Raw genomic sequence first — 15,720 nt, forward strand, 5'->3', positions numbered from 1 at the left:
TGTCATGGCGCTCGGCTGTCTGGGGAGAGACAAGAATGAACGTGGAAGTGAAGCAGCTGGAGGGCCGTTGCCCCGGCCCGAGCTATCAGGACATCATTCGCGGCGACAGCGGCCCGGTCGCCGAAGTGCTGACCCGCCAGTCCAATCCGCCGCAGAGCACGGCCGACATACCGTTCCATCGCTATACCTCGCCCGAGTTCTTCGAACTGGAAATGCAGAAGATCTGGCGCAAGGTCTGGCAGTTCGCCTGCCGCGACGAGCACATCCGCGAGACCGGCGACTATTACGTCTATGATATCGGGCGGTATTCCGTCGTCATCGTGCGCACCGACGATGGTCTCAAGGCCTATCACAACTCCTGCCTCCATCGCGGCACCAAGCTGAAGCCGTCCGCATCCTCGGGCTATTCGCCCACTCTGCAATGCCCCTATCACGGATGGACCTGGAACCTGGACGGCACGCTGAACGAGGTGCCATGCTCATGGGACTTCCCGCATCTGGACTACGAGGCCAACCGCCTGCCGGAAGTGCGGGTGGAAAGCTGGAACGGCTTCGTGTTCATCAACATGGACACGGAGGCGAAGCCCCTTCTCGATTATCTCGAAGTCGTGCCCGAGCACTTCAGGAACTGGGATTTCACCAACTGGTATCCCTACCTGCACATCCAGAAAGAGCTCAGCTGTAACTGGAAGACGGCGCAGGAGGCCTTCATGGAGGCCTATCACACGCCGCTGGTGCATCCTGAAATGACCCATGTGGTCGGCGACTGGAACATGCAGCACGACATCTTCGGCGATCATGTCAGCCGCGACCTGTGCCCGCTCGGCGTGTCCAGTCCGGCATCCAAGCTCGGCCTGAGTCAGCAGGACCTTCTGGACCGTTCTCTCCTGGGCGACCCGGAAATCGTTCCTGCGGAAAAACGCGTGAAGGTGCCCGAGGGCAAGACGGCGCGCGTGGTCATGGCCGAGGAGATGCGCAAGACGTTCAAGAGCACCTATGGCCTTGACATGTCGCATCTGACCGATGCGGAGATGATCGATTCACTGAAGTATAATATCTTTCCGAACCTGTTCATTTACGGCGGTCCCGGCCTGCCCCAGATTCAGCAGGTCCGGCCGCTCGGTACCGACGTGAACCGCTGCACGCTGGAGGTCATCGTCTTCCGCCCCGCCAAACCTGGGGAAGAGCCGGATCCGGCGCAAATCGTCCGGATCACCGAGAAGGACTCCTACAAGGATGTCCCGGGCGTCAGCGAGTTCATGGGCAGCGTGCTGGATCAGGACACCCAGATCCTGGCCTGGCAGCACGAAGGCATGCTGGCCAGCGAGAAAGGCGCCGAGACCCTGTCGCGCTACCAGGAATCGCGTATCCGATGGGTCCACGAGACCATGGATAAATACCTCTCGCGCTAGGCAGAGAAGACCCTTCCACCTCATGACGCGGCGGGCGGCATCAGCCGCGCCGCTTTATGTGGTATTTTAGCCGCACCGTAAGAATGTTTTCCGTCCTGTCGCATCCAATCACGCCGCCACGGCGTACAGCACCCGTTGGGGGCGCGATTGAAGGATGAAAGCATGAAGAAAGTTCTGGTGACCCTCACAGCGCTGGCCGGTGCGGCCGCCGCCTCCCCAACCCTTGCACAGACTGCCGGAGACCAGTGGACTGGCTTCTATGCCGGCGGCTCCGTCGGCTATGCGTTCCAGGGCGGAGACAATGGCTCGAGCATCCTGTTCGACAATGATCTGGACGGCTCGTTTGGCGACACCGTCAGGACGGGTATGGGCGCTGACGCCTTTTCCCCCGGCTTTTGCGGCGGCGCGGCGACCGGCCCGACCCCCGCATCCGGCTGCGACAGCGATGGCGACGGCATTGAATATTACGGCCACATCGGTTTCGACCAGCAGATCAACGACAACTGGGTCATCGGCGTGATCGCCGAGTTCGGTCGTGCCGAGATCGATGACAGCGTGTCCGGCTTCAGCACCACGCCGGCGTTCTACACGATGACCCGCAAGCTCAAGCACAATGCGGGCCTGCGCGCGCGCATCGGCTACACGCCCAACGGCACCACGCTGATCTACGCCACGGGCGGCGGCGCCTACGGTAAGGTCAAGAACAGCTTCACCACCAGCAACGGCGCCAACAGCTTCACCGGCAACGGCAATTCCGATGCGTGGGGCCTGAGCGTCGGCGGCGGTGTCGAGCAGAAGCTGAGCCGAAATCTGTCCGTCGGCATCCAGTACCTCTATACCGACCTGAAGGACAATGACTACCGAGTCGCGGTCGGCCCCGGCACCGCGCCGTCCACCAATCCCTTTCTGCTGGTCAATCCGGCGGGGACGGATTTCCGACGCAGCGACACCAGCCTCAGCTACCACAGCGTCAGGCTGACGGCGTCGTACCGGTTCTAGGCAGCTCTCGCCCGCCGTGTTTCCGTGCGACAAGGAGGCACGGCGGGCCATCATAAACGCGCCGTCCGACTTCACTGCCCTCTTGGCCCGCCCCGCTGAATGGCTTAAAACATTTACGCCTGCATGTACGCAGACCGAATCCAAGCGCGAAACAGGGGAATTCAAGAGATGTCAGTCGAAAACGCCGAGCGGTTTATCCGTTTCATGAAGGACGATGAGTCCTTGCAGCAGAAGATCAAGGCGGCCGGCCCGGAGCAGTTCGAGCAGGTCAGCGCCGAAGCCGGCGCGTCCTGCACGGCCTATGATTTCGTCTGCGCCGTCGTGGACGGCCTGAAGAAGTAAATCGGCCTGCATACCGAATAAAAAAACAGCGCCCATCGGGCGCTGTTTTCCTATCTGCGGCCATGTGTCTCAGTAACGCAGGGTGAGCTGGACCTCGACCGTGCGCGGCATGTTGGTGCTGTTGCCCTGGTCCGCCGCGAAGCCGCCGCCGAGGCAGGACGGACGCGGATCGCCCACACCCGAGCAACCGGTATTGCCGCCGGACAGGGCGAGATCGAGTCCGGGATAGAACAGGTACTGATTGGTCAGGTTCTTGCCGATAATGGCCACCTGCCAGCTATCATCATCACCGCCGATCCGGATCGCCGCGTTGAGCAGGAAATAGCTTCCCTGCACGTCGAACGGATTGGCGAAGACGGTCGCCCAGTATTTGCTGCTGTACTGCGCATCCACCGACAGCCCCAGCATCAATCCGTTCCCGATCGGCGTTTCGTAATTGGCGCCGAGCCCGACGACGATCTTGGGCGCCATGGCGCGCGGCGCGCCACTCAGATCCTGCTGCGGGACGCTGGCGGGCGGCGCCGTGACCAGCGTGCAGCCCTGCGCCGGCGTCTGGCCGGCCCAGCATGGACCGATGAACTGCTTGTAGCGGGCATTGTTGTAGTTGAGGGACCCCCGCAGGGTCAGACCATCGACCGACGGCGGCGCCCAATCCGCGCTGAATTCGAACCCTTCGCTCTTGGACTTGCCGGCATTGGTCGTGATGAAGGCGAAAGTCGGCGAATTGAAGAAGTCGATCTGCAGGTTCTTGATGGTGTAGCGATAGGCGTTCAGCTCCAGCCGCACCGTATCATCGGCCAGCGAGGCCTTGATGCCGCCCTCGAACCCTTCCACGTCCTCGGGCTCGAAGGCGAAATCCTCCACGGTGGAGAACACGCCGAGAATGCCGCTGTTCGAGAAGCCGCCTGACTTGAAGGCCTGCTTGTACGCGCCATACACCGTCAGGTTGGTGGTCGGGCGCCACGTCAGGGTCACCTCGGGCGAGACATCGTCGAACGACGCATCGTCGGTGATCGTGCCGAGAGCGAACAGGCCGACGAAGAACGGGTTCACATAGGGCTGGGTGAAGTAGGAATCCTTGCTCTCGTGCAGGTAGCGCGCGCCGCCCGTCAGTTCCCAGTTCTCCAGGAACTCCCAGATCAGCTGGCCATAGATCGAATAGGTCGATCCCTTGGTCGAAGAGACTTTTTCGTAGGCGGTGTAGACGTCGGTGGGATCGACCGCGGCGCTGTTCTCCGCGCCCGCGAAGATGACGTCCTGATCGAACTGGTTGCGCGTGGTCTGGTAGTAGCCGCCCAGGACGAAATTGATCGGGCCGTCGAAACTGCTCGACACCCGCGATTCCGCTGAAAACGCCCGGTAAGTGTAGCGCTCGGCCGCCCACACCATCGGCAGAGCCGTCAGGTCGTTGTCGTTGGCCCAGCGGTTGCGCAGCCGGTGATAGTTGAGCACGGTGTTCCACGAGAACGTATCGGTTTCGTAATCGACAGTGCCGGTAAGGCCCCACCGGAAGTAGTTCTCGAACGTGTCGCCGTCACGGCGACCCACCAGCGGATTGGTGTCCGCGACGACCTGGGGAAAGGGATTGGAGGCGCCGGTCCAGTCGCCCTTGCACACCTCGCCCGACAGTTGCGACACCCCGCCCAGCGGGCAGAATCGCGCCTCTGTCCCGTGCGTCATGGAGTGGGAGCTGTAGGACGCCACGTCCGGCTTCAGGGTGAGTGTCAGCCGATCGCTCGGCGTTGCCTTCATGGTCAGGCGCGCGAAGAAGTTCTCCTCGCCCGGCCACTTGCCCCAACGCGGCGCGTCGATCGGGTGCACGGTCGAGGCGAAGGTCGCGGCGTCGGTCGTGGTATAGGTGCTCGCGGTCGCCTCGTTGGTGATGTAACCGCCGAACATGTGCGAGGACTGGACGGCGAGGCGCATGCCCAGCTTGTCGCTGATCGGACCGGAAACGATCGCCTCGCCCTTGATGGTCTCGGTACGGAATTCATAGCCCAGCCGGCCGATGACCTCGAACTCGTCGGTCGGGTCGTTGGTCTCGATGGAAATCACGCCAGCCGTCGCGTTCTTGCCAAAGAACAGCGCCTGAGGACCTTTCAGGACCGCGACCTGGCTGGTATCGAACATGCCTTCGTTGATGACCCGGCCCTGACCGTAATAGACCCCGTCCACGATGACAGCCACCGACTGCTCGATGCCGATCGACGTCGATGGCGAGCCGATGCCTCGGATGCTGATGGACGCGCCGCTGCCGCTTTCGGATCGCACGATCATCAGCGAGGGGGTAATGGACGCCACGTCCTTCAGATTCGTGATACTGAAGCGATCGATGACCTCGCCTGGCAGCGCATCGACCGCGACGGGAATGTTTCTCACGTCCTCCTCGCCGCGCTTTCGCGCCGACACCGTCACCGTCTCCAACTGCGCGAGAGCCGCACCGGCATCCACCACGCAGATCGCCGCCACGCTGGCCAGCAACACAATCCTTCGGACGGACCTGTTCCCGGCCCGGGCCATGACGAAATTCATCAGAAATGCTCCCCGCGTCTAGCCCCTGCCGAGGCGTTATCCCGTTCATGGGAAAAGGCTTCTGATGAGGCCTGCTCCCCGTTGCGCTGGTGCCGGTTGATCCGGCCTCTCGCGCCCCGCCCGACCTTTGTCGGGCAGTTAACGCTAACTGACGGTAATGATGAAAACAAGCAATCCATTTGGCTTTAGACGGTGACGACGTTTTTTTGACTGGTTTCCTTAGGCCTTTTCAGCAAGCATGCTTGGACCGAGCCACAGATGGTCGCCTCGTGCGCATACGTCAGGAGCAGGAAAATGGGGAAAGACGAACTCGCCGGCGTGGCCGGCACCGCCGCCATCGAACCGGTTCTGCGCGGTGATCCCATCACCGGAGACCGGTATTATTCACGCGATTTCGCCCGCCGCGAATGGGATGCCATGTGGACCCGCATCTGGCATATCGCCGGGCGCGAAACCGACATCCCGGATGCAGGCGATTATATGCTGCACAACTTCCTGCAGGAGTCGGTGGTCGTCTTTCGCCAGCGGGACGGGGCGATCCGCGCCTTCTACAATTCGTGCCGGCACCGAGGGAACCGGCTGGCCTGGAGCGAACAGGGTAGCGGCGACGGGCTGACTTGTTCCTACCATGGTTGGAAGTGGGGCATCGACGGCGTGCTGGAACACGTCCAGGACCCGGACGACTTCGCGGACGGCAACCCGTGCGGCACACTCAAGCTGGTCGAGGTCGCCTGCGACACCTGGGGCGGCTTCGTCTGGTACACCATGGATCCCGAGCCCCGCCCGTTGCTCGACTATCTGGACCCGATCCCGCGCCTGTTCGCCAACCGCGACCTGAAGAACATGGTCCGACCGGTGTGGCGCACCTTCGACGTGGACGCCAACTGGAAGTTTTCATCGGACAATTTCAACGAATCCTATCATCTGCCAACGGTCCATCCCCAACTGGCGACGACCACCGACGAGGACTATCTGAACACGATCTTCGAGATGTATCCCAACGGGCACAACCGGATGATCGAACAGGGCCAGCCCTCCATGCGCGCGCCGCACCCCAACGAGGTCGAAGCCCCTTGGGACGCACTGCTGCAGCAATGGGACCTGAACCCCGCCGACTTCGCCGGGCGTGCCCGCGATGGCCGTCTTGCCTTGCAGAAGCAGCGCCGCGCGCTCGGCCCGGCGCGCGGTTACGCCTACTATGCCTCATGGTCGGACGACGAGCTGACCGACTATTTTCATCACACCCTTTTTCCGAACGTGACCATGACCGGCACCTTCGAAGGCGTGCATTTCTTCCGCACCGAGCCGCACCCGACTGATCCCGAGAGATGCACCTTCGATTACTGGTTCCTCGCGCCCAAGGTCGAAGGCGCCACGCAGGTCGCGACCATCGTCGGCATGCGCCCCCTGGAAGAGGCCGATCACGAGATCATTCCCTATGGCAGCGGCACGCCGATCCCCGACATGGCGGACTCGTTCCTGATTCAGGACCTCAGCGTCGCCGTGGGCCAGCAGAAGGGGTTTCACTCACGCGGCTATACCGACGCGCATCTGAGTGGACAGGAAAGCCGCGTTCGCCGGTTCCACGAGGTGCTGAACGACTATCTGGAAGGCCGCAGATAAAGACAGGAGAGATCGCCATGGCTTTCGAAGGGCCTGTTGAAGACCGCCTCGCCATTCGGGAACTGGTCGCGACCTATGGTGACGCGGTCACCCGCAACGATCCGGCCGAATGGGGCAGTCTCTGGGCGGAAGACGCCTCCTGGAGCATGCCCGATTTTCCAGGCTGGGAACTGATGGAGGGCCGGGAGACCATCGTGGCCACCTGGATCGAGGCGATGAAGAACTACCCGTTCCAGTGCAACATCCAGACGCCGGGCTCCCTGGCGGTGACCGGCGACCGGGCGACCGGCCGCACCTACACGTCGGAACTGGTGACCGACGCGACCGGCGCCACCTACCGGGTGACGGGCCGCTACGATGATGAGTATGTGAAATCGAACGGACGCTGGCTGTTCCAGCGGCGCGCTTTCAAGGTCCTGCATCAGGGCTGACGGCGCGGTGAGGTGGCGGCGCGGTCTGTGAATTGCCCGATCACGCCAGCCTTGCTACTCTGCGCCGGCCCGGCCCCGAACAACCGCCGTGGCGATCCTGGGAGGGACGATTTCCATGAGCATTCTCTGGACCATACTGATCGGCTTCGTGGCGGGTGTGATCGCCAAATTCATCATGCCCGGCAGCAACGAGCCGAAAGGCTGCATCCTCACCACCATCCTGGGCATCGTCGGCGCCGTGGTCGCGACCTATCTGGGACGGGCGCTCGGCTGGTACATGGAAGGCGAAACGAGCGGTTTCATCGGCGCCATCGTCGGCGCGATCATCGTGCTCGCCATCTGGGGCCTCATCGCCGGCCGCCGCCGCTAGATCTGCGGCGCTTCAGCCTCATCCCTCGCCGCCCAGACCCATGGCGACGCTGAGGTCGGCGTAGGCCAGCGCGGCATCCGCCCGGGCGGCGGCCAGCGCGGCTTCGGCATCGAAAGCAGCCCGCTGGGCGACCAGAACCTCGAGCAGCGGTGACAGCCCGGCGCGGTAACGGGCGCCGGCGAGAGTGGTCTGGTCCCGGGTCAACGCAAGCGCCTTGTCCAGATCGGCGCGCCGCGCCTCCGCCGCCGATCCGGCGGCCAGCGCACGCTCGACGTCGCTGAGCGCCCGTGCCGCCGCTTCGCGATAGACGTATGCCGCCGTCTGCAGGCGGGCATCGGCGCCGTCGCGCGCCCCTTCCAGCCGCCCGAAGCTGAGCAGCGTGCCAGCCGCGTTCGCCCCCAGCGCATAGACCGCGCCCGGCCCGAGAAAGGGCGTGGCCGGCGACACGTCCTGCCCGCCGACCATGGCGGACAGTGAAAGACGCGGCCAGAAATCGGCGCGCGCGGCGCGGGCATCGAAGCCGGCGGCGGCCAGCGCCTGCTCCGCCTCGCGCAAATCAGGACGGCGTACCAAGACTTCGGCCGGGGCCAAGGCCCGCGCGGCGACACTGGCCGGCGGGATCGCGGCATCTCCGGCCAGAACGCCGGCGAGCCCCCCCGGCGGACGGCCAAGCAACGCTTCGAGCGCCAGCCGGGCCTCCGCCTCCACGAGGGCGAGTTCTTCCGGGCGGGTCCGCGCCTGGGCAAACGCGGCGCGCGCCTGGACGGTGTCGAGTTCCGGCACCAGCCCCGCGCGGTGACGCGACGCAGCGATCTGGGCCGTCTCCTCCAGCGAGGCGGCGGTACGGATGGCCGCGCCGCGCTGCTGCTGCGCCTGGCGGATCGCGATGTAGAGGCGCACGGCGGTGTGCCTCACCTCCATTCTTGTCGCCGCCAGCCGGGCTTCGGCCCCCAGCGCCCGAGCATTGGCGGCGGCCGCGCGGCTGCGCTCCGCTCCGGAAATATCCGGCGACCATCCCAACGTCAGCGAACCGCCGTAGCTGTCCGAACGGACCGGGTCGTCTCCTGCCTTGCTGCGCGCCGCCTCGCCGCCGGCGGTGATCCGGGGCGCGAGTTCGGCACGGGCGCGGCGCAATCCAGCCCGCGCCTCCGCCAGCCGCGAGCGGGCGATCTCCACCGTATCGGCGGAACCGGCCTCGGCCACGATGCGCTCGAGCACCGGATCACCATAGCCGCGCCACCACTGGTCACTGATCTCCGCCGCCGGCAGGGTAGCCTGCGACCATGCTGCGGGAACCGCCCTGGGCTCAGCCGTTTCCGGGATGGACGTACAGCCGGCAAGAGCAGCGATGAGGATAAGCGAGGCAGGCGTCTTCATGACCGGCGCTCCGCCTGCCGGGCCAGCGGCGGCGCCTCGACGTAGACGTCCATGCGCTGGCCGACGAAGGCCGGCGTCCCGGCGGGCTCGAAGGCGTAAATGGCCTCGATTACCCGGCTGGCGACCCGCTCGGCACCGCCCGCAAGCGCCCGTTTCTCCACCGCCTGCGGCTCGAAACGCACGAACGTCAACGGAATGCGCCGGTCCGCGCGGCCGCGCAAGGTACCCGAGGCGGTCGCGCCATCGGCGACGCGGGGAATATCGGTCTCATCGATCTCGACCCGTACATGAAGTTTTTCGGCCGAACCCATCGTCATCAGGGGTGTCTGGGCGGGCCCCGCCGCCGCGAACTCGCCCGGACGGATATCCACGCTGAATACCCGCCCCGTGATCGGTGCGCGAACGGTCAGCCGGTCCAGTTCGGTCTGCACCGCGGCCACTTGCGCGTCGGCGGCACGCAGCCCGGCCCGGGCCTGCTTCACCGCCGCCGCCGCCCGCTCGGCACCGAAGCGGCGCCGGGAGACTTCGTCGATGCTGACCGCACGCGGATCGGCCACCGCCTCGAACAGCTCCAGGCGCTGACGCTCGTCCGCCAGCGCCACCTCGGCGGCCGCGAGAGCGGCCCTCGCCACCTCCTGCCCGGCGGCGGCCTGCGCGAGTGCGGCCTGCTGCGCCCGGTCGTCGAGCCGGAACAGCGGCGCATGAACCGTCACGGATTGCCCCGGTACGACGAACACCTCGCGGGCCACGCCCGGCAGTTCCGTGGCGATGGCGATCATCTCGCTCATGGGCTCCACCACGCCCACGCCCGCGACCGCCGACTCGAAGGGCGCGGCGGAAGGTGTGAGCACCGGTTCCGTCCGACCGCGCGCGGGACGCACGGTCGAGACGATCGCGAAGACCAGCAACCCGATGGCGATGACCGGAAGGCCGTAGCGCGTGACAATGCTAGTGGACATGCAGTTCCTCCGGCAGCGTGTTGTTGGCGGAATCGCCGGCGATGCGACCGTCTTCCATGGCGATGATGCGATCGGCGTAGTGGTAGATGCGGTTGTCGTGGGTCACCACCAGCACGGCACGGCCTGGATCCGCGCTAGCGTCCTTGAGCAGCGCCATAACCTGCCGTCCGGATTCCGCGTCCAGCGCGGCGGTCGGCTCGTCGCAGACCACCAGCGCGGGCTCGTGAACGATGGCGCGGGCGATGGCGACCCGCTGTTGCTGCCCGCCGGACAGCTGGCGCGGCAGCTTGGCCACATGCGCGTCCATGCCGAGGCGCTCCAGCACGTCCGCGGCCTTGCGTGCCGCGTCGCGCAGCGACAGGCCTGCGGTGACCAGGGGCATGGCGGCGTTTTCCGACGCCGTCAGCGCCGGCAACAGATTGTACTGCTGGAAGATGAAGCCGATGTGGTGCCGGCGAAACCTGACCTTCGCGCTGTCCGCCATGGCCGTGATGCGCTGGCCCATGATGTCCACCTCGCCGGCGGTCGGGCGAAGGGTGCCGGACAGGATCGACAGCAAGGTCGTCTTGCCGCAGCCCGAGGGCCCGACGAGCATGCTGAGCGCGCCCATGTCGACGCTGAAGTCGACACCATGCAGCACCCTGGTCCGGGTGCCGTTGGACCCGAACTCCATATCGATGGCGCGTGCCTCCACGGCGTGGCTCATGCCCTATCCCCTGAAGACGATGGCGGGATCGACCCGGAAGACCTTGAGCAGGCTGCCGAGCGACGCGATGACGATGATGAGGCCGACGACGCCGGCCACGCCGGCCAGCACCTGCCAGCGGAGGACGAAGCCTTCCAAAGCGGGCACGCTCTGCGTGAAGCTGAAAAAGATCGCGCAGGCGCCGATGCCGAAGCAGAAGCCGATGGCACCGACCACGGCGGCCTGCAGCAGCACCATTCCGGCGATCTGGCCATTGGTGGCGCCGATCGCCTTGAGCGCGCCGAACTGTTTCAGGTTCTCGATCACGAACAGGTAGAAGGTTTGCGCCGTGATCGCCGCGCCGACGATGATGGCCAGCATGATGGTGATCCCGAAATTGACGGGAATGCCGGTCCGGGTCAGATAGTAGAAGATGCTGCGCCAGGCGAAGCCCTCACGCGTATGCGCCTGCAGCCCGGTCTGCGCCTCGATCCGGCGCGCGAGCTCTTCCAGCGCGACTCCGTCCCGCGCCCGCGCCAGGACGAAGCTCATCTTGTTGCGGGTCGGCGGCGTGACCGACACCGCCTGCGAATAGCGCATGTAAGCGACGGGAAAGGTGATGAACGGCGCCGACGCATCGACGATGCCGCGCACCACGACCCGGTTGTCGTTGATCTCGGCTTCCTGCCCCATGGCGCTCAAGGGATCCTTGCCGGGCCAGATGAACGCGGCGCCCTGGGCATCGAACAGGATGGCGTCCGGCTCGCGCAGGCTCTCCAGGTCGCCCGCCTGCCAGATGCGGGGCGCGCCGACCAGCGTCTCGTCATCGACGCCGATCAGACTGACCTGATTGACGAGACCATCCGATGTACGGAAGATGGCCAGGCCCTTGTAGAACGGAACCGCCCACTCCACGCCCTGCACGCTGCGCACGCGGCCCAGCGCCTCGTCGGGCAGCGCTTCAACCTCGTCGATGTAATTCACCCGGGGATCCATGACCCAGACATCCGCTTCGCGCACGTCCAGCACCTGGCTCGCCGTCCGGTTCATCAGGCCGATGAAAATGGAGATCTGCTGGCTCATCAGCAGGGTGGCGAACGCGATGCCGAAGATCAGCGCGAAGTACTTGGCGCGGTCGCCGGTCAGCATTTTGAGCGCGACTATCCTCATCCTCGGAACCCTCCTGTTCCGCGGTGCGTCGCCGGTATCCGGCGCGGCGATTTGAACTGAGCTACATTTCTAATTACAATACTAGTCTGGCTAGTATGTCAATTGGGAGAGACGGTATTATCGAACCCACCGAAAAAAAGTCGCGCGGCCGCCCCCGCGATACGGCGAAGCAGCAGGCGATCATCGCGGCGGCGCAGCGCCTGTTCCTGCAGCACGGCTTCGAGGCGGTGAGCATGGACGCCATCGCCGATGCCGCCGGCGTGGCGAAGGCGACCGTCTATGCGCGCTTCAAGGACAAGGAAGCGCTGCTGCAGACCGCCATCATCGCCAAATGCTCCAGCTTCATGGACGAGGCGACGCTGGCGCCGCGCCCCGGCCAGCCGCTCGCCGAAAGCCTGATGGCCATCGCCCGCCGGTTCCTGGCGCTCATCACGGATTCCGATGCCGTCAGGATGCATGGCCTCATGCTCAACGAGGGCGAGCGCCATCCCCAGTTGCCGGACCTGTTCTTCCGGACGGCCATCGAGCCTACCAAGGCGAAGGTCGTGGCGTTCCTGCGCGCCGAGATGGAAAGCGGACGCCTGCATATCCCGGACCCGGAAATGGCGGCGTGGCAATTCCTCTCCATGGTGAAGGGAGAAGCACACATGCGCGCCCTGCTCCACCTCGACCCGAGGGACCCAGCGTACACCGAAGCCTATCTGGCCGACTGCGTCGACCTTTTCCTCGCCGCGCGCAGTCGCGGCGCCCGCTAGACCGGGATCGCGCGAGAGCCATGCGTCGCCGCCAGTTCGGCGGGCTGGCGACACCACCCTGGATCGCGCTAGCATTCAAGGGGCGCCGACATGGATGGCAAGGGCGAACGCGGACTCATGACCCAGCGGGATGGCCGGACCGAGACCTATCCGCTCTTTGCGCGGAATCTGGACTGGAACCTCTTGAAGGTCTTCCACGAGATCGTCTCGGCCGGCGGCATCACCGCGGCCTCGCGTGCCCTGAACAAGCAGCAGCCCACGGTCAGCGCCGCCCTGAAGCGTCTGGAGGATCATCTCGGCGTAACGCTGTGCGACCGGACGGCGCGCGGCATCGAGCTCAATCCGGCCGGCCGGGCGTTGTTCGCGGCGTGCGAAGACATCCACGGCGCCATCTGCCGTCTGCCGCTCGATACGGCGACGGCGGCGGGCACGCTGGCGGGCGCGGTCGCGGTCCGCATGATCTCGGACCTTGTGTCACCAGAGATGGATCGCGCCACCATCGCGTTTCACCAGCAGCATCCGGGCGTCGAGATCCGCTTCGACATCGCGCCGTGGCGTGCGGTGATCGACGCGGTCAAGGCGGGCGAGGTTGATATCGGCGTCGCCTGTGACAGCGCCCCCAGTGAAGAGCTGCGGTACGAGTCCCTGCTGGTCGAGGTGCAGCAACTCTATTGCGGCCCGAGTCATCGGCTGTACGGCCAGCCGCCGCGCCATCCGCGCGACCTGGTCGACGAGGCGTTCGTGCTGACCGGCCAGGATGAACCCGAGGATCTCGAACATTTCCGCCGGCGCTTCGGATTGGGTCGCCGGGCAGGTGGATTTGCCGAGACGCTGCACGAAGTGAAGAAGCTGATCGAACTGGGCATCGGCGTCGGCTTTCTCCCGACCGTCGTCGCGCAGGACGGCGCGCCTCTCTGGCCCCTGCTGCCCGAGGCACTCCTGCCGAGCTATCACGTCTATCTGGTCACCCGCCCCGATGAAACGCTGAGCGCGCCTGCACGATCGCTATTGGAGATGATCCTTGCCAGCATGGAGCGCCCATAGACTGGGTCTATGCCTTGCATTGACAGTGAACGGCTACCAGCCTGCCGACGTTGGCAGCAGACTTGCCGGATGCAGATACAAACGGCAATGCCCCGTATGGGCGATCTTCAAGGCCTCTGGCGGCGCTCGCTGATCGCGTGGCCGGACGGACGGCGCGACGAGACGACGAGCGTCCACTACCTGCAAGGCCCTTCCCGGTACGCCGATCTGCGCTGTCCGGCCAATCGGCCCGATTTCAGCCGGGTGCAGCGGCTGGATGACCTGACTGCGGACGATGTCGCCTGGCTCGCCGCTCAGGAGGGGTTCGCCGGCACTCTGGTCGCCGACGGCGATGCCTTCGAATGGCGCAGGACCATCGACTTTCAGCCCCCTAGCGACCAATCCGATGCCGGCCATTTGTGTTTCGAAGCCGGCATGCTGGTCGAACAGGGGCGCGACGTGCCCTACATCGAGCACTGGCACCGCGCGAGTGAGGTTAATCGGCCCTGCGGTGCGCTGCACCTTCGCCAATCGGATACCGGCATCGACGGATTCATCGTCCGCGTCGGCGACGCCTTCATGTATGCGCGGGACCGCGCGGCGCCGCTGCCCAGAAACGTCACCCTGTCGCAGTGCGTCGGCGGCAGCGGATCGCCCGCCGCCGCGCGCGCCATGATCGACTGCGAGATCTCGGCCGGGGGCATCCAGGCCGGTGTCTGGCGCATCGAGCAGTCGAGCCTGCCCTTCCGCGAGGGGCGCGAACTGGCGCTGATGTCCATTCCCGGCGCTGGCCGGCTTTCGTCGTCCGACATCGCCCCCGACGGCGCGCCCTTGTTCCGCGACTGGAAGATCATCGCCGCGGAAGGTGACACCGACTCGATCCTGAACTGTCTTTCCCCGCTGCCCTGCACCCCCTGACCCCTCTGGAGACCGAAATGACCCGCTGGAGCTTTCGCTGGACCCCGACTTTCCTGGTGGCCCTCATTGCTATGACCCTGTCGGCGGCCTTCGTGCCCGCCAAGGCCCAGACCAAGAAGAACTTTACCGTCGCATGGTCGATCTATACCGGCTACATGCCCTGGGCCTATGCCGAGCAGTCCGGCATCCTGAAGAAGTGGGGCGACAAGTACGGCATCTCCGTCAAGGCGGTGCAGATGAACGACTATGTTGAGTCCATCAACCAGTACACCGCAGGGCAATTCGACGCGGTGGTCGGCACCAACATGGACGCCCTGACCATTCCCGCCGCCGGCGGCGTCGATACGACAGCCTTGCTGATCGGCGACTATTCCAACGGCAATGACGCCATCATCCTGAAGGGTAAGGGCAAGAGCCTGAAGGACATCAAGGGCCAGACGGTTAGCCTGGTGCAGTTCTCGGTGTCCCACTACATGCTCGCACGCGCGCTGGGGACGGTCGGCCTGAAGGACAGCGATGTCGAGCTGCAGAACATCTCCGACGCCGATTTCGTCGCCGCGTTCCAGACCGGTGGCGTCGATGCCATCGTCGCCTGGAACCCCGGCCTGATGCAGATCCAGCAGAACAAGGACATCAGCGTCGTCTTCCTGTCGACCCAGATCCCGGCCGAACTTCAGGACATCCTGATGGTCAACACGGCCACTCTTCGGGCCAATCCCGCGCTCGGCAAGGCACTGACCGGCGCCTGGTTCGAAGTCATGGCCATCATGGGCAAGCAGGACGCGCAGGGGATCAAGGCACGCCAGTTCATGGCCGAGGCCTCGGGCACGACCCTGGCGGAATTCGACGCTCAGGTGAAAACGACCTATTTTTATTATGAGCCGGCGGATGGTGCCGCCTTCGTCGCCTCGCCGGAGATGATGGCCATCATGGACCGCGTCCGCGGCTTCTGCTTCGCGAACAATCTGATGGGCAGCAACGTGAAGTCGAAGGATGCCATCGGCATCGCCTTCCCCGGCGGCAAAGTGCTGGGCGACAAGGCCAACATCAAGCTTCGGTTCGACGATTCGTACATGCGGATGGCCGCTGCCGGCAAGCTTTAGTCCTCGTTCAAGGAAGATCAC

15 protein-coding genes are annotated in these 15,720 nt (G+C 65.0%); 10 read left to right on the plus strand and 5 right to left on the minus strand.

The window, feature by feature from the left end:
* Nucleotides 1-35 precede the first annotated feature (35 nt).
* The 3 genes from WJU17_RS06580 to WJU17_RS06590 all read left to right on the plus strand — a co-directional run bounded on the left by WJU17_RS06580 (nt 36) and on the right by WJU17_RS06590 (nt 2,753).
* The gene (locus WJU17_RS06580) at nt 36-1,412 is read left to right on the plus strand and encodes an aromatic ring-hydroxylating dioxygenase subunit alpha (protein WP_346326538.1); all 1,377 of its coding nucleotides are present in this window, start codon (nt 36-38) and stop codon (nt 1,410-1,412) included.
* 162 nt (nt 1,413-1,574) lie between these two features.
* Entirely contained in the window at nt 1,575-2,411 is an 837-nt protein-coding gene (locus WJU17_RS06585) for an outer membrane beta-barrel protein (RefSeq protein ID WP_346326539.1), read from the plus strand.
* A 168-nt stretch (nt 2,412-2,579) separates the two neighbouring features.
* Nucleotides 2,580-2,753: a Nif11-like leader peptide family natural product precursor gene (locus WJU17_RS06590; RefSeq protein ID WP_346326540.1), complete on the plus strand. Its 174-nt coding sequence runs from the start codon at nt 2,580-2,582 to the stop codon at nt 2,751-2,753.
* A 69-nt stretch (nt 2,754-2,822) separates the two neighbouring features.
* Here WJU17_RS06590 and WJU17_RS06595 read toward each other — a convergent pair whose 3' ends face one another.
* Nucleotides 2,823-5,285 carry a TonB-dependent receptor gene (locus WJU17_RS06595; protein ID WP_346326541.1) on the minus strand — a complete coding sequence of 821 codons (2,463 nt, stop codon included), beginning with the start codon at nt 5,283-5,285 and terminating at the stop codon, nt 2,823-2,825.
* Between the two features lie 294 nt (nt 5,286-5,579).
* Here WJU17_RS06595 and WJU17_RS06600 point away from each other — a divergent pair, with 294 nt between their 5' ends.
* The 3 genes from WJU17_RS06600 to WJU17_RS06610 all read left to right on the plus strand — a co-directional run bounded on the left by WJU17_RS06600 (nt 5,580) and on the right by WJU17_RS06610 (nt 7,709).
* Nucleotides 5,580-6,908, plus strand: coding sequence for an aromatic ring-hydroxylating dioxygenase subunit alpha (locus WJU17_RS06600; RefSeq protein ID WP_346326542.1), 1,329 nt, complete (start codon nt 5,580-5,582; stop codon nt 6,906-6,908).
* A gap of 17 nt (nt 6,909-6,925) precedes the next feature.
* Nucleotides 6,926-7,339: a nuclear transport factor 2 family protein gene (locus tag WJU17_RS06605; protein ID WP_346326543.1), complete on the plus strand. Its 414-nt coding sequence runs from the start codon at nt 6,926-6,928 to the stop codon at nt 7,337-7,339.
* A gap of 115 nt (nt 7,340-7,454) precedes the next feature.
* Nucleotides 7,455-7,709, plus strand: coding sequence for a GlsB/YeaQ/YmgE family stress response membrane protein (locus tag WJU17_RS06610; protein WP_346326544.1), 255 nt, complete (start codon nt 7,455-7,457; stop codon nt 7,707-7,709).
* An 18-nt stretch (nt 7,710-7,727) separates the two neighbouring features.
* On the opposite strand, the gene WJU17_RS06615 is transcribed toward WJU17_RS06610, so the two are convergent.
* From WJU17_RS06615 to WJU17_RS06630, 4 genes are read right to left on the minus strand one after another with little or no spacing between them, the layout of a single operon-like run.
* A complete protein-coding gene (locus tag WJU17_RS06615) occupies nt 7,728-9,086 on the minus strand; it encodes a TolC family protein (protein ID WP_346326545.1) in 1,359 nt (452 codons plus the stop codon).
* Nucleotides 9,083-10,045: an HlyD family efflux transporter periplasmic adaptor subunit gene (locus WJU17_RS06620; protein WP_346326546.1), complete on the minus strand. Its 963-nt coding sequence runs from the start codon at nt 10,043-10,045 to the stop codon at nt 9,083-9,085. The genes WJU17_RS06615 and WJU17_RS06620 overlap by 4 nt, the downstream gene beginning before the upstream one ends.
* Complete coding sequence (locus WJU17_RS06625; RefSeq protein ID WP_346326547.1) at nt 10,035-10,751, minus strand: ABC transporter ATP-binding protein; 717 nt, start codon at nt 10,749-10,751, stop codon at nt 10,035-10,037. Before WJU17_RS06625 ends, WJU17_RS06620 begins: the two co-directional genes overlap by 11 nt.
* Nucleotides 10,752-10,754: 3 nt before the next feature.
* On the minus strand, nt 10,755-11,900 hold the full coding sequence (locus tag WJU17_RS06630) for an FtsX-like permease family protein (RefSeq protein WP_346326548.1): 1,146 nt from the start codon (nt 11,898-11,900) through the stop codon (nt 10,755-10,757).
* A 95-nt stretch (nt 11,901-11,995) separates the two neighbouring features.
* Between WJU17_RS06630 and WJU17_RS06635 the strand changes: the two genes are divergently transcribed.
* From WJU17_RS06635 to WJU17_RS06650, 4 genes are all read left to right on the plus strand, one after another.
* Nucleotides 11,996-12,655 (plus strand): TetR/AcrR family transcriptional regulator, encoded by a 660-nt coding sequence (locus WJU17_RS06635; protein ID WP_346326549.1) that lies wholly within the window; start codon nt 11,996-11,998, stop codon nt 12,653-12,655.
* A 90-nt stretch (nt 12,656-12,745) separates the two neighbouring features.
* Complete coding sequence (locus tag WJU17_RS06640; RefSeq protein WP_346326550.1) at nt 12,746-13,699, plus strand: LysR family transcriptional regulator; 954 nt, start codon at nt 12,746-12,748, stop codon at nt 13,697-13,699.
* 96 nt (nt 13,700-13,795) lie between these two features.
* Nucleotides 13,796-14,596, plus strand: coding sequence for a hypothetical protein (locus WJU17_RS06645; protein WP_346326551.1), 801 nt, complete (start codon nt 13,796-13,798; stop codon nt 14,594-14,596).
* Nucleotides 14,597-14,613: 17 nt separating this feature from the next.
* Nucleotides 14,614-15,699: a putative urea ABC transporter substrate-binding protein gene (locus WJU17_RS06650; RefSeq protein ID WP_346326552.1), complete on the plus strand. Its 1,086-nt coding sequence runs from the start codon at nt 14,614-14,616 to the stop codon at nt 15,697-15,699.
* Nucleotides 15,700-15,720: the final 21 nt, after the last annotated feature.

Source organism: Iodidimonas sp. SYSU 1G8 (assembly GCF_039655775.1).
Taxonomy (GTDB): Bacteria; Pseudomonadota; Alphaproteobacteria; order SMXS01; family SMXS01; genus RI-34.